This window comes from Nocardiopsis alba DSM 43377 (assembly GCF_000341225.1).
Classification (GTDB): Bacteria; Actinomycetota; Actinomycetes; order Streptosporangiales; family Streptosporangiaceae; genus Nocardiopsis; species Nocardiopsis alba.
The window spans coordinates 36,231-58,718 of sequence record NZ_ANAC01000029.1; the positions used below are offsets into that span (position 1 = coordinate 36,231).

The following is a 22,488-nucleotide window of genomic DNA, read 5'->3' on the forward strand; positions in this document are numbered from 1 at the left end:
CGGTTCTTTCGTCGGCTCCGTGGTAGCTTCTCGCGGAAAGAGGGGGAAGGGTGTTCGGGGTGCGGTATGCGGAATGGGATTTTCGGTACGCGTTGGGAAGGCTGGGGTTTTATTCGGACGGGCCGATCAGAATCGGATATCGGGCGGCCACCGTCACCGGTCCCGCGCGCATGTCGGACGGAACCCGTGTGTGGGTACGGGTGGGCACCGTGGCCGACCACGTGGTGTGGATGCGCCCGGAATCCATCGAGGAGGCCTCCCGAGAGCTGTCCTTCCTCGTGCCCATGCCCCACGTCCTGGGCAGCTTCACCTGGTCGAGGCCGGATGTCGACGAGGGTGTCGATCGCCGAGCGCGAGCGCACGTCTTCGCCTACGTGGAAGGCGCTCCCGTCTCCCCTGAGCCCATGATCCGGGAGGACCCGTCGGTGGACGAGGTGTGGTGGGACGACCTGCGTCGAGCCCATGACCGGATCTCCGAGGCCGGCTGGTCGGGGCCAGGACAGTCGGAGCGAAGGGTACGTCGTTGGGTCTCCTCCTTGGCCGGGGAGAGGTTCGCCGACACCGAGATCGAGTGGATCCCGCAGCACAACAACTTCCACTGGCAGAACCTTCTCGCTCCGAAGCTGACGGTCGTCGACTGGGAGGGCTTTTCCCTGGCCCCGGCCGGTTCCGACGCGGCGCATCTGTTGATCTACAGCCTCGCCCATCCCCCTACCGCCGACCGTGTGCGTGATCTCTTCTCGGACGTCCTTTCGGGAGAATCCGGAGAAATGGCACAGGTGTTCGCCGCCGCGAATTTCCTCACCGCCGTGGAGAACGGATTCCACGACGATCTTCGAGAGCCGATCAGAGACCACGTGAAGAGTCTTCTCGCCGATTGATCCCTCTTCGGCGGCTGCCGGAGGCCGGCCGAAAATCCGCGGAGCCGGGGTGTCCCGCTCACCCGGGGCCCGCTTCCGACCCGAGCCTTCCCTTCGACCGATGGGACCACCGCCCATCGGAACCCCACATTCCCGTCCACCATGGCTGGAGAGACCCTGATGACCGACACGAGCACCCTGACCGAGGACACGATCGCCCACGCGCGCCACACACTGGCCGATCGCCTCTGCGCCGAGGGGACCATCACCGACGCGGCCGTGGAGGAGGCCTTCCGGAACGTGCCCCGGCACGCCTTCCTGCCCCACGCGAGTCTGGAGGAGGCCTACTCCGACACGATCGTCTCCATCAAGGACGACGAGAGCGGCAGGTCGCTGAGCTGCGCTTCGATGCCCGGCGTCGTCGCGTCGATGCTGGAGCAGGCCCGGATCGAGCCCGGGGCGCGCGTCCTCGAAGTGGGTGCCGGTACCGGATACAACGCCGCTCTGCTCGGGCGCATAGTGGGGGAGCACGGCCGGGTGGTCACCATCGACGTGGACCGGGACCTCACCGACGACGCGGCCGCCCGTCTCGCCGAGACCGGTGCGACCGACGTGGAGGTCGTACTCGGGGACGGCGCTCTCGGATACGAGGCCGGGGCACCCTACGACAGGATCATCGCCACGGTCGGCTCGCACCGGATCCCCGCGGCGTGGCTGAGGCAGCTCGCTCCCGAAGGTCGGCTCATCGCCCCGGTCCGGGTCGCCGGAGACGTCTCGTACAGCATCGTGTTCGAACGCGACGGTGAGAAGTGGGCGAGTGTCGACGCCCGACCGGCCACGTTCATCCCGTTGCGGGACTCCGTGGAGGAGGACACCCGTGCCTACCGGTCCATCACCGGTGATGACAGGGTCACCCTTCAGGTCAACCGGGAGCAGCACGTCACCGACGAGCAGGTGCGCGGCGTACTGGACGAGCCCTCGTCCCTGGTGTGGACCGGCGTCACCATCGGTGGGATGGAGCCCCGGGACAAGGTGTGGCTCCGGCTGGCGCTGCTACTCGACAATTCCGTCTCCCGCATGTTGGTCGAGCGCGCCGCGATCGTCTCAGGCCTGGTCGCCCCCGGCCTTCCGTGGGGGGACATGGCCTCGGTACCCGTCGATGAGCGGGGGCTGGCCTACCTCACCGCCCGGGCCCTCACCGCTGATCCGCGAGGGGAGTGGGAGTTCGGGGTGGTCGGTCACGGAGAGGCCGGGCGAAGGCTCGCGGAGCGGATGGCGGACCTGATCCGGGGGTGGGAGCGCACCGCGAAGGTCGGCTTCGAAGTGCGCCTGGACGGCGAGGGCCGGACGAGTCTCGACGTGACCTGGGATTGAGGCCGGCCGGGGTGCTCTGGAGGAGGGCGCCCCGGCCCGCGGGTTCCCTCCGGCGGAGAGCGTCGGCCGCCCACCGCCGGAACGCTCGAGGAGGGGCCCTACTCGAAGAAGCCCACTTCCGCCTCGCGCCGCGCACGGCCTGTCCGCCCCTCGTGGACGAGGGTGTCCAACAGGGCCAGGGCATCGGTGGAAGGCTCGTCGGCGGGGAAGTAGACCTCCAACCGATGGTCCGGGGTATCGGCCTGGAGCCAGACCTGGAAGTGGACCGTCAGCGCGCCCACGAGCGGGTGCCGCAGGCGCTTGGTCCCCTGGGTGCACGCCTTGACCCGGCCGGACGCCCACATCGCGGCGAAGTCGGCGTCCTTCATGCACAGCTCGCCGACGAGTTCGGCCAGGCGGGTGTCATCGGGGTACTTGCCGCTGACCAGCCGCAGATAGGCGACATAGGTGCGGGCCTCCGCCTCCCAATCGGCGTAGGTCTCCCGCACCCGCGGGTCGAGGAAGAGCAGACGCGGCAGCGAGGGGCGGGTGTGCGGATCGTCGGTGTCGAAGGGCAGGTGCGGGGCCAGGAGCGCGTGCCCGGTCGGTGTCCAGGCGAGCGCGTCGTTGCGCCGGCCCAGGAGTACGGCCGGCCGGTTCCCGAGCGATTCCAGCATCGTCAGGGAGCGCGGGTCCGGATGCTCGGGGCGGGTGCGCGGAGCGGCCTTCACCGGGGAGGGCCTGGCCAGATCGAGCAGATGCTCGGTCTCCGTCCGCGATAGGCGCAGCGCGCGTGCGATCGCGAGAAGGACCTCGTCCGAGGCGTTGTGGGCCTGGCCCTGTTCGAGGCGGACGTAGTAGGCGACGGAGACCCCCGCCAGGTGGGCGACCTCTTCACGGCGCAGGCCGGGTACCCGCCGACGTCCGCCCCGGTACTCGACACCGGCCTCGGCCGGGCTCAGGGCGTCGCGACGCGACTTCAGAAAGCCGCCCAATCCACCTGAACCGCGCGGGCGGGACGAACCACTCATACGAGCCAGGGTACGTGGATCCTCCACGTTCAGCCTGACCCTGTCGGTGGTACGCACGGCGATCACACGATCAAGGGGTGTCTGGTCGCCACGGCGAACGCGCATGAGACTGGCCGTCGGCGACACGACCGGCATCACCTCTACGTGCGCGGCGTCGCCCGGCCGCCGATCGTCGCGGCCCACTCGATCCGCTGAGGAAGGACCCATGAACGACCATCGCTCCACCGCGCTCATCGTCGGTGTCAACGGCATCGTCGGCTCGGAGATCGCGCGCAGGCTCGCGATCCGCGACGACTGGGACGTGCACGGCCTGTCGCGCTCGGCCCACGAGCTTCCGCCGAGGGTGCACCCGATCCTCGGCGACCTACGGGACGCTCAGAGCCTCGCCCCGGCCCTGAAGGACGTTCGGCCGACCCACGTCTTCTTCACCGCCTGGTCGAGGCAGGAGAACGAGGCCGAGAACATCCGCGTCAACAGGGCCATGACGCGCAACCTCTTCGAAGCGCTCGCCCCGGCCGGAACGGTGCGTCACGCCGCGCTCATGACCGGGTTGAAGCACTACATGGGCCCGTTCGAGGCCTTCGGCACCGGCGAGATGAGCGAGACCCCCTTCAGGGAGGAATCCGCACGGCTGGACGTGCCGAACTTCTACTACGCGCAGGAGGACGAGCTGTTCGCGGCCGCCGAACGCGATGGTTTCACCTGGAGCGTCCACCGTGCGCACACCGTCACGGGGTACGCCGTCGGCAACGCGATGAACTTCGCGCTCACGCTCGCCGTGCAGGGGGCGATCGCCCGCGAGACCGGTACCCCGCTGATCTTCCCCGGCACCGAACTCGTCTGGAACCACCTCACGGACATCTCCGATTCGCGGGTGGTCGCCGAACAGATGATCTGGGCGTCGACCACCCCCGGCATCGGTGATGAGGCGTGGAACGTGACCAACGGCGAGATCTTCCGCTGGCGCCGGCTGTGGCCGCGCCTGGCCGACGCTCTCGGTGTCGACTGGGAGGGCCCCACCTCCGAGCCCCGCCCACTGGTCGGGCAGATGGCCGGAAAGGAAGGGCTCTGGGAGGAGATCGCCGACCGGTACGGGCTCAAGGAGCGCCGGCTCGACCGGGTGGCGTCGTTCTGGCACACCGACAGCGACCTCGGCGTGGAGGTCGAGGTCGTCGCCGACATGACCAAGAGCAGGCTGGCCGGGTTCGACACCTATGTCGGTACCGAACGGGCCTTCCTCGACCTGTTCGACCGTTACGAGGCGGACGGCCTGGTGCCCGCGCGGCCTCGCCGGGCCTGATCGTCTTCGAGACCGGCCGGGGCGCTCTCCTCCAGGGCGTCCCGGCCGGTTTCCTTGGGCGAGGCGTGTCGGTGGGCGATCGATGATCCCGACCCCGTCGAACCACCCTGACCAGGGTGTTTCGCGGTGTGTCGAGAGCACATCGATGATGATCGGCGCACACACTGAGAACCGTGTGATGTCAGATGCCCACAGAAAGGGATGAGCCGTGGTCCCCGTTCCCACCGCCGTCGCCGTGCCGCTGGCCGCCTGTGCCCTCGTGGCCTCCACCATCGCTCCGGCGCACGCCGCCACCGAGGGCGCTCTCGTCTGGACCGTGGACGGAGGATCCGAGGTCGTCGTCGAGACCCCGGAACTCGGCTGCGCGGCCGTCCCCGAGGAGGTCCGCTCCGCACCGGAGAGGGTCTCCAGGTTCCACAACGCCACGGACACCGTCGTCCACCTCATCGGCGTCCCGTGCGACCCCGCCCGGGAGGGCGGTGTGCCCAGCGACGCCTTCGAAGGCGAGTACCTGGTGGTCGCCGCCGGCGGAGTGGTCGGATCGGGCTCCGCGCTGGAGCGGGCGAAGTCCGTCATCATCGGCGACCCCGCCTGAGGCATCCGGGCGGGCCGCCCGAACGGTCACCTGCCGAGGCCCCTCAACGCGTCGATCCTCGCCCGGTCCGTTCCCGACCGCTCCAGGATGTCCAAGGCCTGCCCGCCGTTCTTTCTGAGGGCCTCCCGCTCAAGGATCCAGGCCCCTCTTTCGACGATGCCCTTGCACCTTCTCTCCAGATCGAGGTCGCCCCTTTCCAGCACCTTCTCGTGAGCGACACCGGAAACGATCTGGAAGATCACCTCGAAGAGGACCGGCTTCACGTGTGACGGGGGATCGCAGGCCAGGGCGGCCATCGCCAGTGAGACCGTGGCCTCGGCCGCTTCGAAGAGCCGCCCCTGGACGAAGACCGAGTTCTCGATATCCCAGTAGTGGTTCATGGCGTCGTCTTCGGAGGTCTGCGAGACGAGCTCGATCATGCTGTCGGGGACGAAGGACGCGTCGCCGGTCAGGGTGTGCAGGGCGGGCCAGTCCCAAAGACGGGCCTCGATCCGGACCAACTGGGGATTCACTTATCTCGCTTTCGTGGGAGGGGCGACGGGAATCCGGTCACCTCATTGAACACGCACTCCCCGAGTGCCGAGGAGCCTTCGAAGGTTCTGGGGCCATGGCGATCACGACGTCGTTCGTGGCCGGCCGTGAACGTTATGGGAAAGGGGCAGAATCGTCGTATGCGACGAACACGGGCGTGGGCACGCACGATCTCCCCCTTGACGCCGACGGTACCGGGCACGTTTCCGGCGTGGCCCGGTCTCCTCGCGCCCCTTCGGTTCCGGGGCCGGTGGTAGCGGTGGTCGACAACCGTACGCGCGACAACCACGGGGTCTCGATCCAGGCCCGTGACATCAATGGGCCGATCACCGTGCACCCCCGGACCGACGCTTCGGTGCCCGGATGGGTGGATACGGCCCTGCCCGTCCATCGGTGCGATGTGGGCGAGTTGGGCGTCCACAACGCCCTGTCCGGAGACGGGGGTGAGGGTCTTCCTCCCTACGTGGCCCGGGATGTGGACGAGGAGATCGACCGGCGCCTGGCCGCGGTCTCGGAAGCGCCACGCGGTGGTCTGGTGTTGGTGACCGGAGCCTCGACAGCGGGTAAGACCCGGGCCATGGTCGAAGCGTTGGGACGCACGCTTCCCGACCGGATGCTGGTGGCTCCGCCAGAGGGCGCCGGTCTACGGGCACTCCCGGCCTGGCTCGGAGAACGGGCCGAGAGCGCACCCCAGGGGTGGGTGGTCTGGCTGGACGACCTGGAACGTCATCTGGGTTCCTCGGGGCTGACCCCGACACTGGTCGCCGAGCTCGGTCTGGCCGGTGCGGTCGTGGCCGCCACCATCCGCCGCAACCACCTGGAGGCACTGCGTCCGAGCCCCACCGACCGTGCCTTCACCGCGGAAGGTGTGGGGTACGCGGTGCTCAAGACCCCACCGGTCGTCGTCGAACGCCGGTGGAATCCACAAGAGCGCGATCGGGCACGGGCCAGTGGTGATGAGCGTTTGGTGCAGGCCGCCGACGACGAGCGGTTCGGAGTGGCCGAGCAGTTGGCGGCGGGCCCTCTTCTCCAGCAGGCCTGGAACGGAGGCCCCGACGGCGGCCATGCCCGCGGTTACGCGCTGGTGGCCGCCGCCGTGGGTCTGGCCGAGGCAGGTGTGTCGAGTCCGTTGACCCGCGAGCAGATCCAGGCCGTACACGTCGCCTATCTACCGGCCCCTCCGCCTCTGCCAGAGGAGGGCGATCAGGCCTGGGAGTGGGCCACCTGTCCACGTAGTGGCATGGCCGGGTTGTTGGTGCCCGCCGATCATGAGGGCCGTCGCTGGCGGGCCTTCGACTACCTCACCCACCAGGGTCCTCTGCCCGAAGCCGTGTGGCGCACCGCCCTGGAGACCACCACCGGACAAGAGCGGCTCGACGTCGGCCTCACGGCCCACAGCGTCGACCTGTACGACGTCGCCGAAGCCGCCTGGACCCCGTTGGCCGAGCAGGGCTACAACGCTGCGATGGTCGACCTCGGGCTCCTACTGGAGGAGGTGGGCCGAGTCGGGGAAGCGGAGGCCTGGCTTCGACTGGCGGCGGGCAAGGGCGAGATCAACGCGATGCACGCCTTCGGGATCCTGCTCTGCAGATCGGGCCGGCTCGAGGAAGCGGAGCCTTGGTACCGCCGGGCCGCTGAAGGGGGGCTGGCCGGTGCGATGTTCAACTTCGGGCTTCTGCTGCAAGAGGTGGGTCGGCTCGAGGAGGCCGAGTCCTGGTACCGGCGGGCCGCCGACGTGGATGAGATCGACGCGATGGGCAACCTGGCGATCCTGCTGTCCAGGTCGGGTCGGTTCCGGGAGGCGGAATCCTGGTATCGGAGGGCGGCTGAGAAAGGCCGAAGCGATGCGATGTTCAACCTCGGACTCCTGCTGAAAGGGCTGGGGCGGGATGGGGGAGCCGAGGCCTGGTTTCGGTGGGCCGCCGAAGAAGGCGAGGTCAAGGCGATGAACAACCTCGGTCTCATGTTGGAGGAGGCGGGTCGTATCGGGGAGGCGGAGGCCTGGTATCGGCGGGCCGTCGATGGAGGTGACACCGAAGCGGTGTTCAACCTCGGGCTCCTGATGCACAGGGAAGGACGGTCGAAGGGAGCCGAGGAGTGGTATCGGCGCGCCGCCGCCGAGGGCGACCCCGGCGCGATGTCCAACCTCGGGGTCCTGTTGAACGACGCCGGCCGAGTGGAGGAAGCGGTGTCCTGGTTCCGACAGGCCGCTGACGCGGGTCATCCCGGTGCGGCGCACAACCTCGCCGTCCTGTTGGGCGAAGCCGGCCGAGGGAGAGAGGCCGAGGCCTGGTAGCGGAAGGCCCGCGGGGGTGACCCGGCTCCTCATCGGGTGAGGACCACCATGGGCGGGAAGGGTGCTTTTCTAAACCACGAGGGAGGGCCGCCCGAGGGGACGCCCAGGGAGACCCCTCGGCGTATCGATCCTTGCCCGGTCCGTTTCCGACCGCTCGAGGATGTCCAAGGCCTGCCCGCCGTTCTTTCTGAGGGCCTCCCGCTCAAGGATCCAGGAGTCCCTTCAGCCGGTATCGACCGTCACGAGTGCGTCGAGCGCCTGCCCCACCTCCCCGCGGATGGCGTGTTCGATCTCCTCGGGCCCCTCCCTTTGCAGAATCCCCTCGTGAAAGAGGTCGTGCCGCAGCAGGAGCGCCCCGACCAGCAACCCGGCCCAGGACCGTGAACCTCCGGCCTCCGAAAGCGGGGCGATCCACGAATGGAGGATCGCCGAACGCCCGGCGGTCAACGTGGGGGAGTCCCGTTCACAGCGGCTCCAGCGGCGCATCCCCTCCCAATCCTCCGGCCCTATGTCGGTCCAGCGGCGAGGGTCGGCGAGCAGGGGGCCGTCGAGGACGAGTGGGCGTAGTGCCTCGGTGGCCGCCGCGGGCCCGTCGCAGGCCTCGACGGTCGTGATCAGCGCGTCGAGGACGGCGGGTTCCGCGTCGAAGAACAGGTCCTCCTTGGCGGTGAAGTAGTTGGTGACCGTCTTGATCGATACGTCCGAGGCCTCGGCGATCTGGGCGAGGGTGACGGTCTCGAAGCCGTCGCGTTCGAAGAGTCGGGTCGCGCGGTCGGAGATGCGCTGCCTGGTCTCGCGGCGCTTGCGCTCCCTCAGGCCGATATTTACCATGATGGAAAGTTTACCATCATGGAACTTATATCGATGGTCCCGCCACAGAAAGACCGACGACCATGCCCCTGCGCCTCTCCTCCCACACCTTCACCTCGCACGCGGTCGAGGCCGAGGTCGAATACCGGCTGCTCCTCCCCGACGATCACCGGGAGGGGGAGCGGCTGCCGTTGGTCCTCCACTTCCACGGGGCCATGTCGTCCTCGGCCTCGCTGGAACTCGCCCTGCCCCTGTATCGAGAGGCGTTCGACGCCGAAGAGTTCCCGCGCGCCGTCGTCGCCTGCCCGAGCACCCCGACCCAGGGCGGCTTCTACCTCGACCAGGAGGACGGGCCTGCCTGGGAGGCGATGGTCGGTACCGAGCTGCCCGCGTACCTCGAGGAGACCTTCGGAACCTTCGATCGGGTGGCGCTCCTGGGAGCGTCGATGGGCGGCTACGGTGCGCTCAAGCAGGCCTTCGCCGACCCCGAGCGGTTCACTGCGGTCGCGGCCCTCTCACCCGCGGTGTTCCCCGGCGAATCCCCGGCCGACGTTCTCGCGCGGAACATCCCTTCCGTGCTCGGGGAGCTGCACCGGGCGATGGCCCCGGGCGGCGACGCCCGGACCTATGCCCGGAACTCGGTCCACGGCCGTGCCCGGACCCGGGTCGAGCTCATCAGAAGCTCGGGCCTGTCAGTGCTGATCGACTGCGGGGCCGCCGACGAGTTCCTTCTGTACGAAGGGGCCGCGTACCTCCACGGGGTGCTGACCGAGCTGGACATCGAGCACACGTTCCGACTCGTCGAGGGCGCCGGCCACGTCGGCCCCGCCGCCGAGCGGCGCACATTGGAGGCGATCCGGTTCCTCGGGCGGGCGCTCATGAGCCGGTAACGCGATCATGGGCAGAGGACGTAACGGTGTCCGCGCCCGGAAGACGACCACGCCTCACCGGCGGGGAGTAGTCTCGATCGAATGCCTTCCCCCCGTATCGACGGTGTCGGTGGACACCGGGACTTCCGCCGCCTCTGGGCCGGTTCGGTGGTGGGTCAATTCGGATCCGCCATCGGCATGGTGGCCCTACCCGTCATCGCCGTCGTCGTGCTGGACGTCAGCGCCTGGCAGGTCTCCCTCTTGGCCGGGATCACCGCGCTGACCACCGTGCTGGTCGCCTTCCACGTAGGCCACCTCGTCGAATACACGCGCAAACGCCCGGTCATGATCGGTGGCGACCTCATCCGAGCCGTCACCCTGGCGAGTCTTCCCATCGCCCATGCCCTCGGCGCCCTCACCTATGCCCACCTGTGCGCGGTCGCGGCGGTCAACGCCGTCTGCGCCATCGCCTTCACCGGGGCCTCACAGGCGCATCTGAAGTCCCTGGTCTCACCCGCCGGCCTCATCGACGCCAACAGTCGTCTGGAATCGACCCGTTGGCTGAGCATCTCTCTCGGGCCCGCGCTCGCCGGCGCTCTGATCGCCGCGCTGTCGGCGGTCGGCGCGCTCGTGGCCACCACCGTGGGCTATCTCTTCGGGGCCTTGGCCGTACGGACCATCCGCGAGCCCGAGCCCCCTCCACCAGAGCGCCCCGTCGGGGGAGGGCGCACTTCGCGTCGCGCGGAGCTCTTCGCCGGCCTCGGATTCGTCCGGGGCCATCCCACCCTGCGGCCGATCCTGTTCGGTTGGATCCTGTTCGCCGGGGCCTCCTCGATGGCGGCCCCGCTCACCGCCGTCTTCTACATGCGTGACCTGGGGTTCAGTACGTTCGAGTACGGACTCCTCATGGGGGTGCCCTCGATCGGCGGGTTGGTGGGGGCTCGCCTCGTGCCCTCACTGGTCCGCAGACTGGGTGCGTTGCGCACGCTGCGGTGGGCCTCCCTGCTGCGCGGCCCTTGGTACTTCCTCATCCCCTTCGCGCTTCCCGGGCCTGTAGGGCTGTTGATGTGCGGGCTGGGGTTCGGCCTGCTCCTACTGTTCTCCGCCGCGGCCAACTCGGCGATGGCCGGGTATCGGCAGCTGGAGACCCCGGACGCCCTGATGTCCCGGGTGGCCACCCTCTGGGCGTTCGCGACCACGGTCTCGCAGCCGCTGTTCATTCTGCTCGGGGGAGTGGTGGCCGCTCTGCTGGACGCTCGGACGGCGCTCTTGGTCGCCGCGGTGGTGATGGCCCTGGCCGGGTTTCTTCTGCCACGGAAGGGGTGATCCCTCCTGGCCACCTCGTCCGCCTCCTCCGAGAACCGAGTGCGCTGGGCGTCGGGTGTGCGTTCCGGCCCGTCGAGGACATCGGTCGCGTCGGCCCGGCCGGGGCGGCGGATCGGGCGGAGCGAGAGCGAAGTCCTCCCGGCCCCCACTGGCCCAAGGCCGCCGCCCACCGCAACGCGGGTGCGAAGCGCTTGCGCCAGGCCAGGGACACGTACACCAGAGTGATGAGGACGGGCACCTAGGCCGGCGGTCCGGGTACCCAGGTGTCGGACGCGTCCAGGGTCCACTCGGAGGAGAACCGCCCCGGCCCGAACTCCACCTTCTGGAAGCCGGTCACCGCGTCGAAGTCGACCAGGGTTCCCTGCCGGATGGTTCCGGCGTCGATGTAGTAGGTCGGATCCAGATCGAAGGCGTGGCTCAGCTCGGGGCCGCTGGTGCCCACGATCGCCGGAGCGAAGGTCGACGGTCGGTTCCGCTCGCCGCCGGAAAGGGCCAACCCCACGGTGGGCCCGCCGATCGGACCGTACTCCGGGACGTTCGGGTCCGTGTCGACGTAGAGCCTTCCGGGCGTGGTCGGACGTGCCTCGGCGGGCTCCAGGGTGAACATGTGGCCGCCGCTCTGGTAGCCGAGCCTCGCCGCGTTGTCGTGGGTTCCGGCGGCGACCGGCATGGATGCGGCCTCCGTCCACTCGGCACCCGCCTCGATCCCTTGGGCCGCGAACACGAGCCGGTGGTCCAGAGTCCACTCGAACGTGACGCTGTCGCCCGAGTCCACGGTTTTCGTGAGCCAGGCGACGGGGGCGATCCGGTCCGAACTCGACACCGGGACGACGGTGTAGACGGCGAACGTCCACCGGGGGGCCGTCGACCGGTTGTACAGGGTGAGGGTGTACGTGTCCGTCATGGTCACTCCGTCCTGTCCGGATCCCTTCGCGCGCGAAGGCTCCTCGCGACCACGCGCCGCGCGACTCATGCCATGGTCACACCGGGTGACGCTCTGGGCGCTGAACGACAGGCGTATGCCCGTGGTCGTTCGGAGGCCTCGCGTCACGACCGAAGGCGAGGCCGCGTCCGAGCAAGGTGGGGCCGAGCGTCGGGGGACCGGAAAGGACCCGTGCGGCACGGCATTCTTCGCGCCTTGAACCCCGAGGCTCCGTCAGCAGGCCGCTCAGGCGCTCATCGCGCATACCCGGATCACGGGAGCCCACGACTTCGCGAGTCGTGGGCTCCCGTCTTCGTCGCTTCGGGCTCAGCCCGAGGCGGACTCCTCGCCCCGGACGACGAGCACCAGCTTGCCCGTCGTGTGCCCGGTCTCCCCGGCCTCGTGGGCGCGTGCCGCCTCGGCGAGCGGGAAGGTTCCGGCGATGGTCGCCCGCAGCCGCCCGGACCTGACGAGGGCACCGATGGACCGCATACCGGCGTGGTCGGACTCGACGAGGATGATCTCGGCGCGCACACCCAGCCGCTCCGCCTCCTCACGCAGCCCCTCGGCGGCGACGGGGATGGTGGAGACGAGGACACCGCCAGGCTTCAAGGTACGCAGGGAACGCAGCTGGTAGTCGCCGCCGATGGTGTCCAGGACCACGTCGACATCCTTGACCGCCTCGGCGAAGTCGACCTCCCGGTAGTCGATGACCTCGTCCGCGCCCAGGTCGCGCACCAGGTCGTGCTTGGGCGTGCTCGCGGTACCGATGACGTACGCACCGCGCGCCTTCGCGATCTGCACCGCGAAGTGTCCGACACCGCCCGCCGCGGCGTGGACCAGCACCCGGTCGTCGCTCGAGAGACGGGCGGTGTCCACGAGCGACTGCCAGGCCGTCAGCGCAGCCAGCGGCATCGCGCCGGCCTGCACGTGGTCGACCTCGTCGGGCTTGCGCGCGAAGGCCCGGGTGGGGCCGACCACGTACTCGGCGTGGGCGCCGGCGCCGTCGGGGTAGGGGAGCATGCCGAAGACCGCGTCCCCGGGCTTGAACAGGGTCACCCCGAGCCCGACCTCCTCCACGACGCCGGAGAGGTCCCAGCCCAGAACGAACGGGGGTTCGCCGAGGAACCGGCCGGTGGCGCGATGCTTCCAGTCCGTGGGGTTCACGCTCGCGGCGTGCACGCGCACGAGGATCTCGCTGATGCCGGGCTTCGGGCGCGGGATCTCGGCGATCCGCAGGACGTCGGTCCCGCCGAGCTCCTCCTGCCGGACGGCCCGCATCGTGGCCTGTCCGTCGTCCGTGCGCTCGGTGGTGCTGTCCATCGTGATCTCCGGTTCCCTGGCTTCGGTGATTCGTGGCTTCCAGCCTGTCAATCCGGGGCCAGCCGCCGCAACCAGGGGTGCTCTCGTTGGAAGAGGGGAAGGCGGGAAGAGTGGTGTTCGTGAGATGGACCGGTGGGGGCAGGAGTATGAGGGCGGCTTCTCGGGGCGGGGGTGTGCCCGCGCCCACGTCCGGCTCGTTTCGGGGAGTGTGGTAGGGACGGGCGGTGAGCGGAGGCTGCTTCCAACCGAAGGCTGCGGGAAGATAACGGCCTCTGTTTCCGCAGGTCATTTCCCCCTGAGCCCACGCACGTGGGGATGGAGTGAACGGTCGCCCTGGCCCCACCGTGCTGTTTCTCGACTTTGCTCAGTGAACCCGGAGAATTTCCGGTATTTGCTCCTGGCCTTCCTCATCCCTCTGGCGCCGAGCGGAGAACGACGACCATCCTTGAAGGAAGCGCTCGTCGACCGGGGCCTGAATCACGGGCATCGAGCTGATCACCGAGCCGGCCGCGGTCGTGCGCTATGCCATGATCCGGGACGCGGCGATGCACCACGCGGTGCCCTACGACGAGTTCGACGCGACCGGATGACATGAGACCGGGGGTCCATTGAGCACCGACTACCAGCAGGCCAGGGCCGCCCTGGGCGCACGGTTGCGCGAGCTGAGGTTCACCTGCCCGCACGGCCGACTCACCGGTCGACGGTTGGCGGCGCTCCTGGGTTGGCCCGGCTCCAAGGTGAGCAAGATCGAGAACGGCAGGCAGACGGCCACGCCCGAGGACCTGCGGGCGTGGGCCGAGGCGACCGGCCACCCCGAGACCTACGAGGAACTCGCCGGTCGCCTGGCCGGGTTCGAGTCCCACATCAGGTCGTGGCGCAGAGCCCTGGCCGGTGGATTCGCGCCCCTGCACCAGTCGCTGAGCACCGAGATCGACCGCAGCGCGGTCATGAGGGTCTGGGAGGAGTCGGTCGTCGCGGGCCTGCTCCAGACCCCCGAATACGCCCGCCACGTCATCACCCGCTACGCCCACTTGCTGGGCGGGGCCGCGGACATCGACGCCGCCGTGCGTTCGAGGACACGGCGGCAGGAGTGGCTGTATCAGCCGGGGCGGAAGATGCGAGTGCTCCTGTGGGAGGCCGCGCTCCGGTCGCTCATCTGCCCGCCGGCCGTGCTGGCCGCCCAGCTCGATCGGCTCTCCGGGGTGATCGGGATGGACACCGTCGAGTTGGGGATCGTCCCGTTCACCGCCCCGGTGAAGATCGTGCCGGCGAACGGCTTCTGGATCCTCGACGAGCGCCTCGTCGTCGCCGAGGACTGGCACGCCGAGCTGTGGCTCGACGACGACGAGAACATCGCCCTGTACTCGAAGGTCTGGCGGACATTGGAGGAGTCGGCGGTCTACGGGACCGACGCTCATAACGTCATCAACGCCGCGCGGCGAGCGCTGGAGCCACACTGACAAAGCCATCGGCCACCCACGCTCCATGCACTCGACCCTGTGCCGCGAGGCTCGGCCTTACCGACCTTGCGTCAAGGAGAACCCGCGTGGCCGGCCGATCTCGATCCGAGCGACGCGTCGGCCCACGGTGGTGATGGTGATGACCGCGAACGGGTGACCGCCGGGGGCGATGACGCCGACCGGGCGGCGGTCGATGAGCATGGGCACAGCGGCACGGATGCGGTCGGCGAACGACGAGGTCTCCCGGGCGATGGACCGGGCGCTGGTGACGACCGTCGGAACACCGGAGGGGAGGAGGCCGGCGTCGGCGACGCGCACGCAGTCGTCGGTCATCAGGGCGACCATCCGGTCGACGTCGCCACCGGCGGCCGCGGCGAGGAACGCCTCCACGACGTCCCGATCGGCGGTGGTCGCGGACGGTTCCGGTGTGGCCCGCGCCAGGCGCCCGCGTGCTCGGCTGGCGTGCTTCTTGGCGCTCGCCACGCTGGTGTGGAGCGTTTTCGCCACCTCATGGAACGGGACGTCGAACAGGTCGTGCAGGACGTACGCGACGCGTTGGGCGGGTGTCAGTCGGTGGAGGACGACCATCAACGCGCGAGAGACGTCCTCCCTCCGGAGGTAACGCTCGTCCGCGGCGACGCTCTCCGATGGGAGCAGGTCCGCGAACAGTGGTTCCTCACGGCGTCGGTGGCGTTTGCGCAGTTCGTCGAGGCAGACCCGGGTCAGCACGGTCGTCGCCCACGCGTCCGGGTTGAGGAGGTCCTCGGTGTGCGCGGCCGATGCCTTGAGCCAGGTGTTCTGTACGGCGTCCTCCGCGTCCTGGACGGAGCCGAGCAGCCGGAACGCGATCGCCGTCAGGCGCGGCCTCATCGCTTCGAAATCCATGTTCGGCACCACCGGGTGTCACCTTTCTCAGGGAGCGGACGTCGGGAGGGATGAGAGCAGAGGACTTCCGCCCGACGAACCTCATGAGGAGATGCCCACCGATGAGAGTACAGATAGACCGCTCGCGCACCGAACACCGATGCGCACCGAAACCGTGCCGCCCGCGCACGCCGAGAGGAGGGGGTTCGGCGTGACCACGGTCCTCTTCGCCGCGACCATCGTGTGCGTCGTGGCCAATGCCCTGATCGCCGTCGCCGACTACGCCGGGGCGGGCTTCGTGCTGAGGAACTCGGCCGAGGTGGGCCTCCCTGCGAGGGCCCTGCCCTACCTCGCGACGTTGAAGCTGGCCGGTGCGGTCGGGCTCCTCGTCGGCCTGAGCGTGTGGCCCTGGGTGGGTGTCGCCGCCGGCGTCGGCCTGGTGCTCTTCTTCGTCGGTGCCGTCGTCGCCCATGTCCGGGCCCGGGTCTTCCACAACATCGCCTTCCCGGTGCTGTACCTGCTCCTCGCGGTCGCGGCGGCAGTCCACATGATCCACCTGGCGGCCGGCCCCTCGCCCGGATGGTGAGCCGGGTGTGTTTGAGGTGGTGTTCCTATGAGCAGGGGAGCCGATGAGGACCGCCGCGCACACCTGGGGGACGTATGACCGATTGGACGAGTGAACGCCAGAAGGTGGAGGACCTCCTCCGCGACTCCGGTGTCCCGATGCTCCATCTCATGCCGGATACGGACGCGGCCCGGACCCGGAACGGGTGGGCGGTGGCCGTGGAGGAGCCGGGTCTGGTCCTCACCCCGGGGGAGGACGCCCAAGGGTACGAACGCGTGGAGGAGGCTCTGCGCGTGTCGAAGTACCGGTTCCAGAGCAATCGGGAGTACTACCCCCAGGGCAGTGAGAAACAGGGGAGGGCCGGGTTCGTCATCACCGGTGCTTCGTAAGCCGGGGGCCACGTCGCGCCGGGCGCCGTGCCTGCCCGTGCGGGGCCCGGTCAGTGGTGTCCGAGCCGTTATCGAGTCGTGGAGGGCGTCGTGATCGTTCGTGAGATCGTCGATGGGGTCGTGCTCCTGTCCCACGCTCACGTCAACTGTTATCTGGTCGAGGGCCGTGATGGAGTGACACTCGTCGACGCGGGATTGCCGAGCATGTGGACCACTCTTCTGGGAACCCTGCGGCGGAGAGGGTGGGGGTCTGGTGATGTCAAGGCGTTGGTCCTGACCCACGGACACTTCGACCATGTCGGGTTCGCCTCGCGCGCTCACCGTGCGTGGGGTCTACCCGTGCTGATCCATTCAGGTGACCGTCGGCTCGCGGCGCATCCCTACCGGTACACGCCTCAACGCAACCGCTTCCTGTACCCGTTGACGCATCCCCGGTCCCTGCCGCTGTTGGCGAGCATGGCCGCCGCCGGAGCGCTCGGCGTCAAAGGGGTGAAAGCCGTCAAGGCCCTGGAACCCGGAGAGGCCCTGCCGGTCCCCGGAGACCTCACCGCCGTGCACACCCCCGGTCACACCGACGGTCACTGTGTCCTCCACCTGCCCGAGCGAGACATCTTGCTCAGCGGCGACGCCCTGGTCACGCTCGACCCCTACACCGGTCGAAAGGGTCCGCAGATCGTCGCCTCGGCGGCCACGAAGGACACCCGGCGGGCCATGGAATCACTGGAGGCGATAGCGGACACCGGAGCCACGATGCTGCTGCCCGGCCACGGGACGCCTTGGACCGGAGGAGCACGGGCCGCGGTGGAGCTCGCGATCCAGGAGGGCGAGCACTGAACCGCCGAGAGTCTTCGAGGTACCGAAGAGAGCGACGAACGCCTTCGGGCACCACCGCCGGCCCGAGGAACCCGCCCACGGTCAGACGCCGTCGTGCGCGGTGGTCTCGTAACCCTGATGGACCTCGGCCAGGACGCGTTCGGTGTCCGTGAGCAGTGAGCTGTACACCGTCCACCGATCGTCGTCCCACCGTCCGCGCATCCGCGCGCGCCTCTCGTCCACTCCCTTCAACGCCCTTTCCACCAGAGCGGACAACCTCTCGGACGCTGCTCGGTTCTCCGGCTCCTGCTGGTCACGGACGGCCGCGAACACCTCCGAGACCTGTTCCAAGAGCGGGGCGAGCTCTTTGAGGAAGGACTCGTCCGGCACGCGGAAACGGTTCTCCTCGGTCATGTTCGCGCGCAACGTTCCGACCAGGGAACGCACGTGATGAGAGGACCTGCTCAACGCGTGGATCCAACTCCTGAAGACGTCCAGCCAGGACAGATCGATACGTCGGCTCACCAGTCGCCTCGGGTTGAGGCGGGCTCGATCCTCCTGCCGCCGTACCGACTCCAGAGCGTTGCGCACTGTGGAGTCGAGACCCTCCGCGAGTTCGGACCAACGCCGTGTGTCCATCCCGTCCACGCCGTCCCGCGCCCCTTTGGAGATCTCGCCGGTGAGGAAGCACAGCTCGTCGGCAAGGTCCAGGACGGCGTTCTCCGCGTCCCGGAATCTGATCGTGGGTACGAGGACGATGTTGACCACGAGGGCGGCGGCCGCTCCGATCCCGACCATGGCCAACAGGGATCCGAGTTCCTCCGCGTTGCTCGCCGTTCCTCCGGCCAGGGCGAAGGCGGCCACGATCGGAAGTTGCAGGCCTTGGCCACCGAAGAAGCGGACCTGCCCGACGATGAGCGCCACGAGCACGACGAGCGCGAAGGACGGCGTGTGCGCACCGACCGTGAGCCCCACCGCTCCGGCGAGGACGGCCCCCGCCAGAACGGCCGCTACATAACGCCCCGACTGGAGAACGGACCCGTACACGGAGGGGCGGACGACCAGCAAGGCGGTGAAGGGGGCGAACCCGAGCAGGGAGGTCTCGCCCGTCGAGGCGCCCGCCAGGTAGGCGAGGGTGGAGGCGAGAACGCTCCTCAGGATGAGGACGACGCGCTCGCGCTCGTAGCCCCGCCGCCGGTAGGCGCGCCGCAGGGCCTCTCTGAGTCTTTCGCCGATCATCCGGGCCGCCGTGGAGCCGGGCGGGGCACGGGCCGGCGTTGGGTATCACATCCGGTTCGCGTGCACGGGTCTTCGGCCGTCCCTTCGCGACGGTGTCGTCGAGGGACCGCGGGGAGGCGGCCCTCGGGCCGTGGACGACGGCCCCGCCCGGCGCGTCGAACCCGCCGTCGCGCCGGGGGGCGTATCGTACGCCTTCACCCTGTGAGCCCAGGCGACGCGGGATCGGCCTTCGAGTGGTGTCCACACTCCGAGTTCCGTTCCTTCGGGCATCGTGTCCTCCTCGATACGGTCCAGGGCGGGCCGCCGGACCGGGTCCTCCTGCCGTTTTCCACGTTGTTCGTCGGGGCAGGGTGCACTCATGGACGAGAGCGCGCCCGATGACGGCGAACGGGACCCGAGCGTCACCGTGACCGCGTGTCCGAACGGTCCTCTACTCCTCAGAGGCCCCTTCCGGCTCTTGGACTCGGAGGGCGAACCGATCCCGAAGGGCCGAAGGACGGTGGCCCTGTGCCGCTGCGGGGCGTCATCGATCCGCCCGTTCTGCGACGGAACCCATGAGCGCATCGGATTCAGCGCCCCCGGGCACGCCGAGAACAGGCCGCGACCGGAGTCGGCGTCGGAGAAGCCGGGGCGAGTGGGCCGCGACGGCGATGCGAGACCCCGCGTAGGCGACGCCGACCCCTGACAGCCACGCGGCGAAGGCGGGCCACACGAGCAGGGCCCGTTCGAGGACCCACAGCGGAGCGGTGAACGACGCCCGAGCGGGGAAGACCCGTGTGCCTCCGGCCCTTCTCCTGCCGGCCTCGGCCAACAGGACCACCGCTCCCGCGCTCGCCGGGAGAAGAGCCGGGGCCCGGACCACGGCGACGCAGAGCAAGGGAGCAAGACCCAGGAACAGCATCAGGCGCGCGGGCTGTGCCGTGTCATCGTAGGCCTGGCGCGGCCGCTGCGACCAGAAGCGAGCGGCCGACGGTGGTATCCGACGCACGTACAGGCCGCTCGCGCACGCCTCCACCCCTCCGCCCGCACGGATCGTGCGGGACAGTTCGAGGTTCTCGAACAGGGTGTTCCCGTCATAGCCTCCGAGGTGGAGTAACGCGTCTCTGCGCACCCCGAACGTGCCGGGATGGTCCTGGCCGAGGCTTCTGTTCAGGAGTGTGCGACCCGTGTCCCACACCGCGTGCCAGGGCAGCGGGTCGAAGTGGTTCTGTGGTCGGACGAGGTGGGCTCGCTCCAGCAGACGGGACATCGCCTCCAAGGTCCCGGCCTCGTAACGTACGTCGTCGTCCGCTATCACGACCTTGTTCCCGACCGCCGCGCGGACACCGGTGCGCACCCCGGCGACCTTCCCGTTGGCGCACGAGTCCTCGGGGGCCAGATGCCGTATGCCCGACTTCGTCCACAGCCGAGCATGGGTCCGGAAGAGATCCTCCGCGGAACCGTCGACCACGATCACCTCATGGACCCGGCGAGTCAAGGTTTCCAGGTATCCGGTCAGCTCGCCCAGCCCCCGGTCGTCGCGCCACTTCAAAGGCACCACCACGCTCAGCTCCGCCATGCCGCTCATGGGACAGCCTCCGTCCACGGCCGATCCACGAGGGACGAGGCCCCCTCCCGCCAGTGGCGCAGGACGTGCTCGGCCCACAGCCGGTCCAAGAGGAGCGAGGCGGCCGCTCCGAACAGGACGTCACGCTCCAGCTCGGGGTTCTCCATGACGAAGACACCGCACATGTCCCGCGCCGCGATCTGCTCGTGCGCCGCGTCGGCCTCGACGTGTTCGTCGAAGTAGTGCCGCACCTGCGCGGCCACGCCCAGGCGTCGCAGTCCGAGGGAGAGTTCCCGGTTGGGGCCGGTCGAGGTCATCTCGAAGGCCGCCAGGTGGCCCAAGGCCGCGCCGCGGAGCCGCCGGTGCAGGCCGAAGAAGGACATCGTGTTGTTCAGAGCCAACGTCACCGCGGGGACGACGGACAGGTACGCCCCGTACCGAACGTCCAGCCCCAGACTCCGCATGGCGGTCCGGAAGAGTTCGGAGTGCATCCTCCGATGATCGCCCTGACCGTACTCGTCGGCCTGGATCTCCACCAGCGCGGCCTTGGCCCGGCCCGTCACGCGTGGAATCGCCCACGTGTGGGGGTCGGCCTCGCGCAGGTGGTAGAGGGAGCGGTGCTGGACGAACTCCCGGAACTGACCGAACGTGGCGTGTCTCCTCAAGAAGGCGGAGACCGAGGGCCCCTCGGCCTCCCGGATCGTCTCCCCGAGCCGAGCGGCGACCTCGGTCGCCGTGCCGCTCCTTTCCGCGTACCGCCCCAGGCCCGAGGTCTCCTCACGTAGTGCCCACTCCAGCCGTGTCTCCAGCAGGGCGCGCAGTCGAAGAAGACGCGGATTCCATTCCCAGTCCTCGCCCACCCCCTCGAAACCGGAGTAGTGCAGCTGATAGCAGGTGAAGAGGGACAGTTGGAGGTCCTCGTCGAACAGCGGCGCATCGACCGGTGCCTCCACCTCCTCGGGAATCGATCCGGAACCCTCGCTCGGAGGTCGTCTCAGGGCCGCGACCAACCTTTCGCTCACAGGTCCGCGGGGTACGGGAAGAATCATGCCGGTCCTCTCTCGGGACGGAACTCCACCTACGTCCGGGGTGAGACGACCGCCGTGAAGGGCCGGGACGTCTCGCCGCCGTTCGGAACGGGCTCTGTCCGTCCGAACGGCGGTGACGCGCGGACGCCGCCATGAGGACGGCCGCGTCCACACGCCCCGGATTCACTCGAAGGCCTCCTTGACCTTGTCGGCCAGCCCCTTGCCGCTCTTGGTGGCCTTACCGGCCCCTTGGACCGACCCTTCACCGCCCGGTCCCGCGAAGGTTCCGTAGAGCTCGGGGTCGGGCGGAGGCACGGAGGCCGGACCGCCCAGAGGCTCGGGGTCGTCCAGGTAGCGCAGCTCGTGTTCGCCGTCCGGTGCGGGCCTGCTCGCCCACCGCCCCTCGGCGGCCGCCGTACCGTCCGACAGACCCCAGATGGTGTTGGCGTGCTCCTGGTCCTCCTCCTCGTGCAGGGCGTCGGGCGCGATCTCTCCCTCCAGCCCGTCCTCCTGAAGCTCCGCGATGGCGGCCAGCCACATGTTCTGGTGCACGGTGTCCCGGGCCAGGTTGAACTGGAGCATCTCCTTGACTCCGGGGTCGTCCGTCATGTTGTACAGACGGGCCGTCTGGAGCCTGCCCTGGGCCTCCGCGGCCACGTTGGCACGGAAGTCGGCGAGGAGGTTTCCACTGGCGACCACGTACTTGCCGTTCCAGGGGGTGCCCGCCGAGTCCGTCGGTACGGCGCCTCCGCCGGCGATAATCGCCTGCTGCGGGTTCATTCCGCCCACGACGGCGGCCACGGCCGGGTCCTTGACCGCTTCGGCGACGGTGTCGGCGGGCGCCCCCTCCAGTAGGCGGCCCACCATGGTCGCGAGCATCTCCACGTGGCCGATCTCCTCGGTGGCCACGTCCATGATCAGGTCCTTGTACTTGCCCTCCATACGGCAGTTCCAGCCTTGGAACAGGTACTGCATGGTGACGGTCATCTCGCCGTAGGCGCCTCCGATGAGCTCCTGAAGCTTCATCGCGTAGAGCGCGTCCGGTGCCTCGGGCTTGGCCTCGCACTGCAGGTGCTTGGTGTGTCGGAACATGGTCCGCCCCGTCCTCATCTCGTCGAGTGCGGTCGCTTTCCGCCACGGCTACCCGCCGGCCCGGCCCACATGCGCCCGTTGACCGAACGATGACGTTTCGACGGCCATGCCCACGGATGCGTTCGGGTCCTCGGACTTTCTCGATACGAGGGGTTCGAGCGATTAACGCGACGGCTCTGACGAGGAGTCCACAGGCGGTCGCGGGACCACCGCGCGCTTGGGGCCGTCGAGTCGCTCACACGGGCGGCCGGACACCACGGCCTCCGTCGGTTTCCC

22 protein-coding genes and 1 pseudogene are annotated in these 22,488 nt (G+C 69.2%); 13 read left to right on the plus strand and 10 right to left on the minus strand.

The window, feature by feature from the left end:
* The first annotated feature begins 170 nt into the window (after positions 1-170).
* Together D451_RS0124000 and fxlM are read left to right on the plus strand one after the other, a co-directional pair.
* Positions 171-881: a hypothetical protein gene (locus D451_RS0124000; protein WP_020379974.1), complete on the plus strand. Its 711-nt coding sequence runs from the start codon at positions 171-173 to the stop codon at positions 879-881.
* Between the two features lie 159 nt (positions 882-1,040).
* Positions 1,041-2,234 (plus strand): methyltransferase, FxLD system, encoded by a 1,194-nt coding sequence (gene fxlM / locus D451_RS0124005; protein WP_017536297.1) that lies wholly within the window; start codon positions 1,041-1,043, stop codon positions 2,232-2,234.
* Between the two features lie 98 nt (positions 2,235-2,332).
* On the opposite strand, the gene D451_RS0124010 is transcribed toward fxlM, so the two are convergent.
* A complete protein-coding gene (locus D451_RS0124010; protein ID WP_026125325.1) occupies positions 2,333-3,244 on the minus strand; it encodes a helix-turn-helix domain-containing protein in 912 nt (303 codons plus the stop codon).
* Positions 3,245-3,449: 205 nt separating this feature from the next.
* Here D451_RS0124010 and D451_RS0124015 point away from each other — a divergent pair, with 205 nt between their 5' ends.
* Together D451_RS0124015 and D451_RS0124020 are read left to right on the plus strand one after the other, a co-directional pair.
* The gene (locus D451_RS0124015; protein WP_017536299.1) at positions 3,450-4,544 is read left to right on the plus strand and encodes an SDR family oxidoreductase; all 1,095 of its coding nucleotides are present in this window, start codon (positions 3,450-3,452) and stop codon (positions 4,542-4,544) included.
* Between the two features lie 208 nt (positions 4,545-4,752).
* Positions 4,753-5,139 carry a hypothetical protein gene (locus D451_RS0124020; protein WP_017536300.1) on the plus strand — a complete coding sequence of 129 codons (387 nt, stop codon included), beginning with the start codon at positions 4,753-4,755 and terminating at the stop codon, positions 5,137-5,139.
* A gap of 26 nt (positions 5,140-5,165) precedes the next feature.
* On the opposite strand, the gene D451_RS0124025 is transcribed toward D451_RS0124020, so the two are convergent.
* Entirely contained in the window at positions 5,166-5,651 is a 486-nt protein-coding gene (locus tag D451_RS0124025; protein ID WP_017536301.1) for a hypothetical protein, read from the minus strand.
* 278 nt (positions 5,652-5,929) lie between these two features.
* On the opposite strand from D451_RS0124025, the gene D451_RS0124030 reads away from it, so the two are divergent.
* A complete protein-coding gene (locus D451_RS0124030) occupies positions 5,930-7,966 on the plus strand; it encodes a tetratricopeptide repeat protein (RefSeq protein ID WP_017536302.1) in 2,037 nt (678 codons plus the stop codon).
* 222 nt (positions 7,967-8,188) lie between these two features.
* On the opposite strand, the gene D451_RS0124035 is transcribed toward D451_RS0124030, so the two are convergent.
* Positions 8,189-8,797 (minus strand): TetR/AcrR family transcriptional regulator, encoded by a 609-nt coding sequence (locus tag D451_RS0124035; protein WP_017536303.1) that lies wholly within the window; start codon positions 8,795-8,797, stop codon positions 8,189-8,191.
* 62 nt (positions 8,798-8,859) lie between these two features.
* Between D451_RS0124035 and D451_RS0124040 the strand changes: the two genes are divergently transcribed.
* Together D451_RS0124040 and D451_RS0124045 are read left to right on the plus strand one after the other, a co-directional pair.
* A complete protein-coding gene (locus D451_RS0124040; RefSeq protein ID WP_017536304.1) occupies positions 8,860-9,666 on the plus strand; it encodes an alpha/beta hydrolase in 807 nt (268 codons plus the stop codon).
* An 81-nt stretch (positions 9,667-9,747) separates the two neighbouring features.
* Positions 9,748-10,971: an MFS transporter gene (locus tag D451_RS0124045; protein WP_017536305.1), complete on the plus strand. Its 1,224-nt coding sequence runs from the start codon at positions 9,748-9,750 to the stop codon at positions 10,969-10,971.
* A gap of 238 nt (positions 10,972-11,209) precedes the next feature.
* On the opposite strand, the gene D451_RS0124050 is transcribed toward D451_RS0124045, so the two are convergent.
* Together D451_RS0124050 and D451_RS0124055 are read right to left on the minus strand one after the other, a co-directional pair.
* The gene (locus D451_RS0124050; protein WP_017536306.1) at positions 11,210-11,875 is read right to left on the minus strand and encodes a hypothetical protein; all 666 of its coding nucleotides are present in this window, start codon (positions 11,873-11,875) and stop codon (positions 11,210-11,212) included.
* Between the two features lie 345 nt (positions 11,876-12,220).
* Complete coding sequence (locus D451_RS0124055; protein ID WP_017536307.1) at positions 12,221-13,216, minus strand: NADP-dependent oxidoreductase; 996 nt, start codon at positions 13,214-13,216, stop codon at positions 12,221-12,223.
* Between the two features lie 491 nt (positions 13,217-13,707).
* Here D451_RS0124055 and D451_RS28940 point away from each other — a divergent pair, with 491 nt between their 5' ends.
* Together D451_RS28940 and D451_RS0124060 are read left to right on the plus strand one after the other, a co-directional pair.
* Positions 13,708-13,806, plus strand: coding sequence for a hypothetical protein (locus D451_RS28940; RefSeq protein WP_358364113.1), 99 nt, complete (start codon positions 13,708-13,710; stop codon positions 13,804-13,806).
* Positions 13,807-13,824: 18 nt separating this feature from the next.
* On the plus strand, positions 13,825-14,676 hold the full coding sequence (locus tag D451_RS0124060; protein WP_017536308.1) for a helix-turn-helix domain-containing protein: 852 nt from the start codon (positions 13,825-13,827) through the stop codon (positions 14,674-14,676).
* A 57-nt stretch (positions 14,677-14,733) separates the two neighbouring features.
* On the opposite strand, the gene D451_RS0124065 is transcribed toward D451_RS0124060, so the two are convergent.
* Positions 14,734-15,561 (minus strand): sigma-70 family RNA polymerase sigma factor, encoded by an 828-nt coding sequence (locus tag D451_RS0124065; RefSeq protein ID WP_036568649.1) that lies wholly within the window; start codon positions 15,559-15,561, stop codon positions 14,734-14,736.
* Positions 15,562-15,700: 139 nt separating this feature from the next.
* On the opposite strand from D451_RS0124065, the gene D451_RS0124070 reads away from it, so the two are divergent.
* The 3 genes from D451_RS0124070 to D451_RS0124080 all read left to right on the plus strand — a co-directional run bounded on the left by D451_RS0124070 (position 15,701) and on the right by D451_RS0124080 (position 17,328).
* Positions 15,701-16,126, plus strand: a complete 426-nt coding sequence (locus D451_RS0124070) for a DoxX family protein (protein WP_017536310.1) — start codon at positions 15,701-15,703, stop codon at positions 16,124-16,126.
* 74 nt (positions 16,127-16,200) lie between these two features.
* Positions 16,201-16,494: a hypothetical protein gene (locus D451_RS0124075; RefSeq protein WP_017536311.1), complete on the plus strand. Its 294-nt coding sequence runs from the start codon at positions 16,201-16,203 to the stop codon at positions 16,492-16,494.
* 90 nt (positions 16,495-16,584) lie between these two features.
* Positions 16,585-17,328 (plus strand): MBL fold metallo-hydrolase, encoded by a 744-nt coding sequence (locus tag D451_RS0124080; protein ID WP_017536312.1) that lies wholly within the window; start codon positions 16,585-16,587, stop codon positions 17,326-17,328.
* Between the two features lie 81 nt (positions 17,329-17,409).
* Here the strand turns inward: D451_RS0124080 and D451_RS0124085 are convergent, their stop codons facing one another.
* A complete protein-coding gene (locus D451_RS0124085; protein WP_017536313.1) occupies positions 17,410-18,546 on the minus strand; it encodes an aromatic acid exporter family protein in 1,137 nt (378 codons plus the stop codon).
* Between the two features lie 358 nt (positions 18,547-18,904).
* Here D451_RS0124085 and D451_RS28945 point away from each other — a divergent pair.
* Positions 18,905-19,045: pseudogene (locus D451_RS28945) on the plus strand (hypothetical protein); the annotation flags it as partial.
* Between the two features lie 24 nt (positions 19,046-19,069).
* Here the strand turns inward: D451_RS28945 and D451_RS28725 are convergent.
* From D451_RS28725 to D451_RS0124100, 3 genes are all read right to left on the minus strand, one after another.
* Entirely contained in the window at positions 19,070-20,113 is a 1,044-nt protein-coding gene (locus D451_RS28725; RefSeq protein ID WP_017536314.1) for a glycosyltransferase, read from the minus strand.
* A complete protein-coding gene (locus D451_RS0124095; RefSeq protein WP_241463377.1) occupies positions 20,110-21,114 on the minus strand; it encodes an iron-containing redox enzyme family protein in 1,005 nt (334 codons plus the stop codon). The genes D451_RS28725 and D451_RS0124095 overlap by 4 nt, the downstream gene beginning before the upstream one ends.
* A gap of 189 nt (positions 21,115-21,303) precedes the next feature.
* Positions 21,304-22,212 (minus strand): manganese catalase family protein, encoded by a 909-nt coding sequence (locus D451_RS0124100; RefSeq protein WP_017536316.1) that lies wholly within the window; start codon positions 22,210-22,212, stop codon positions 21,304-21,306.
* Between the last annotated feature and the right edge of the window lie 276 nt (positions 22,213-22,488).

Bases quoted from the DNA above. Each gene is read 5' to 3' on its own strand.
- D451_RS0124000 (WP_020379974.1), top strand. From the start codon at position 171: ATGTCGGACGGAACCCGTGTGTGGGTACGGGTGGGCACCGTGGCCGAC.
- fxlM (WP_017536297.1), top strand. From the start codon at position 1,041: ATGACCGACACGAGCACCCTGACCGAGGACACGATCGCCCACGCGCGC.
- D451_RS0124010 (WP_026125325.1), bottom strand. From the start codon at position 3,244: ATGAGTGGTTCGTCCCGCCCGCGCGGTTCAGGTGGATTGGGCGGCTTT.
- D451_RS0124015 (WP_017536299.1), top strand. From the start codon at position 3,450: ATGAACGACCATCGCTCCACCGCGCTCATCGTCGGTGTCAACGGCATC.
- D451_RS0124035 (WP_017536303.1), bottom strand. From the start codon at position 8,797: ATGGTAAATATCGGCCTGAGGGAGCGCAAGCGCCGCGAGACCAGGCAG.
- D451_RS0124040 (WP_017536304.1), top strand. From the start codon at position 8,860: ATGCCCCTGCGCCTCTCCTCCCACACCTTCACCTCGCACGCGGTCGAG.
- D451_RS0124045 (WP_017536305.1), top strand. From the start codon at position 9,748: ATGCCTTCCCCCCGTATCGACGGTGTCGGTGGACACCGGGACTTCCGC.
- D451_RS0124050 (WP_017536306.1), bottom strand. From the start codon at position 11,875: ATGACGGACACGTACACCCTCACCCTGTACAACCGGTCGACGGCCCCC.
- D451_RS0124055 (WP_017536307.1), bottom strand. From the start codon at position 13,216: ATGGACAGCACCACCGAGCGCACGGACGACGGACAGGCCACGATGCGG.
- D451_RS0124065 (WP_036568649.1), bottom strand. From the start codon at position 15,561: ATGGATTTCGAAGCGATGAGGCCGCGCCTGACGGCGATCGCGTTCCGG.
- D451_RS0124070 (WP_017536310.1), top strand. From the start codon at position 15,701: ATGCGCACCGAAACCGTGCCGCCCGCGCACGCCGAGAGGAGGGGGTTC.
- D451_RS0124075 (WP_017536311.1), top strand. From the start codon at position 16,201: ATGACCGATTGGACGAGTGAACGCCAGAAGGTGGAGGACCTCCTCCGC.
- D451_RS0124085 (WP_017536313.1), bottom strand. From the start codon at position 18,546: ATGATCGGCGAAAGACTCAGAGAGGCCCTGCGGCGCGCCTACCGGCGG.
- D451_RS28725 (WP_017536314.1), bottom strand. From the start codon at position 20,113: ATGAGCGGCATGGCGGAGCTGAGCGTGGTGGTGCCTTTGAAGTGGCGC.
- D451_RS0124100 (WP_017536316.1), bottom strand. From the start codon at position 22,212: ATGTTCCGACACACCAAGCACCTGCAGTGCGAGGCCAAGCCCGAGGCA.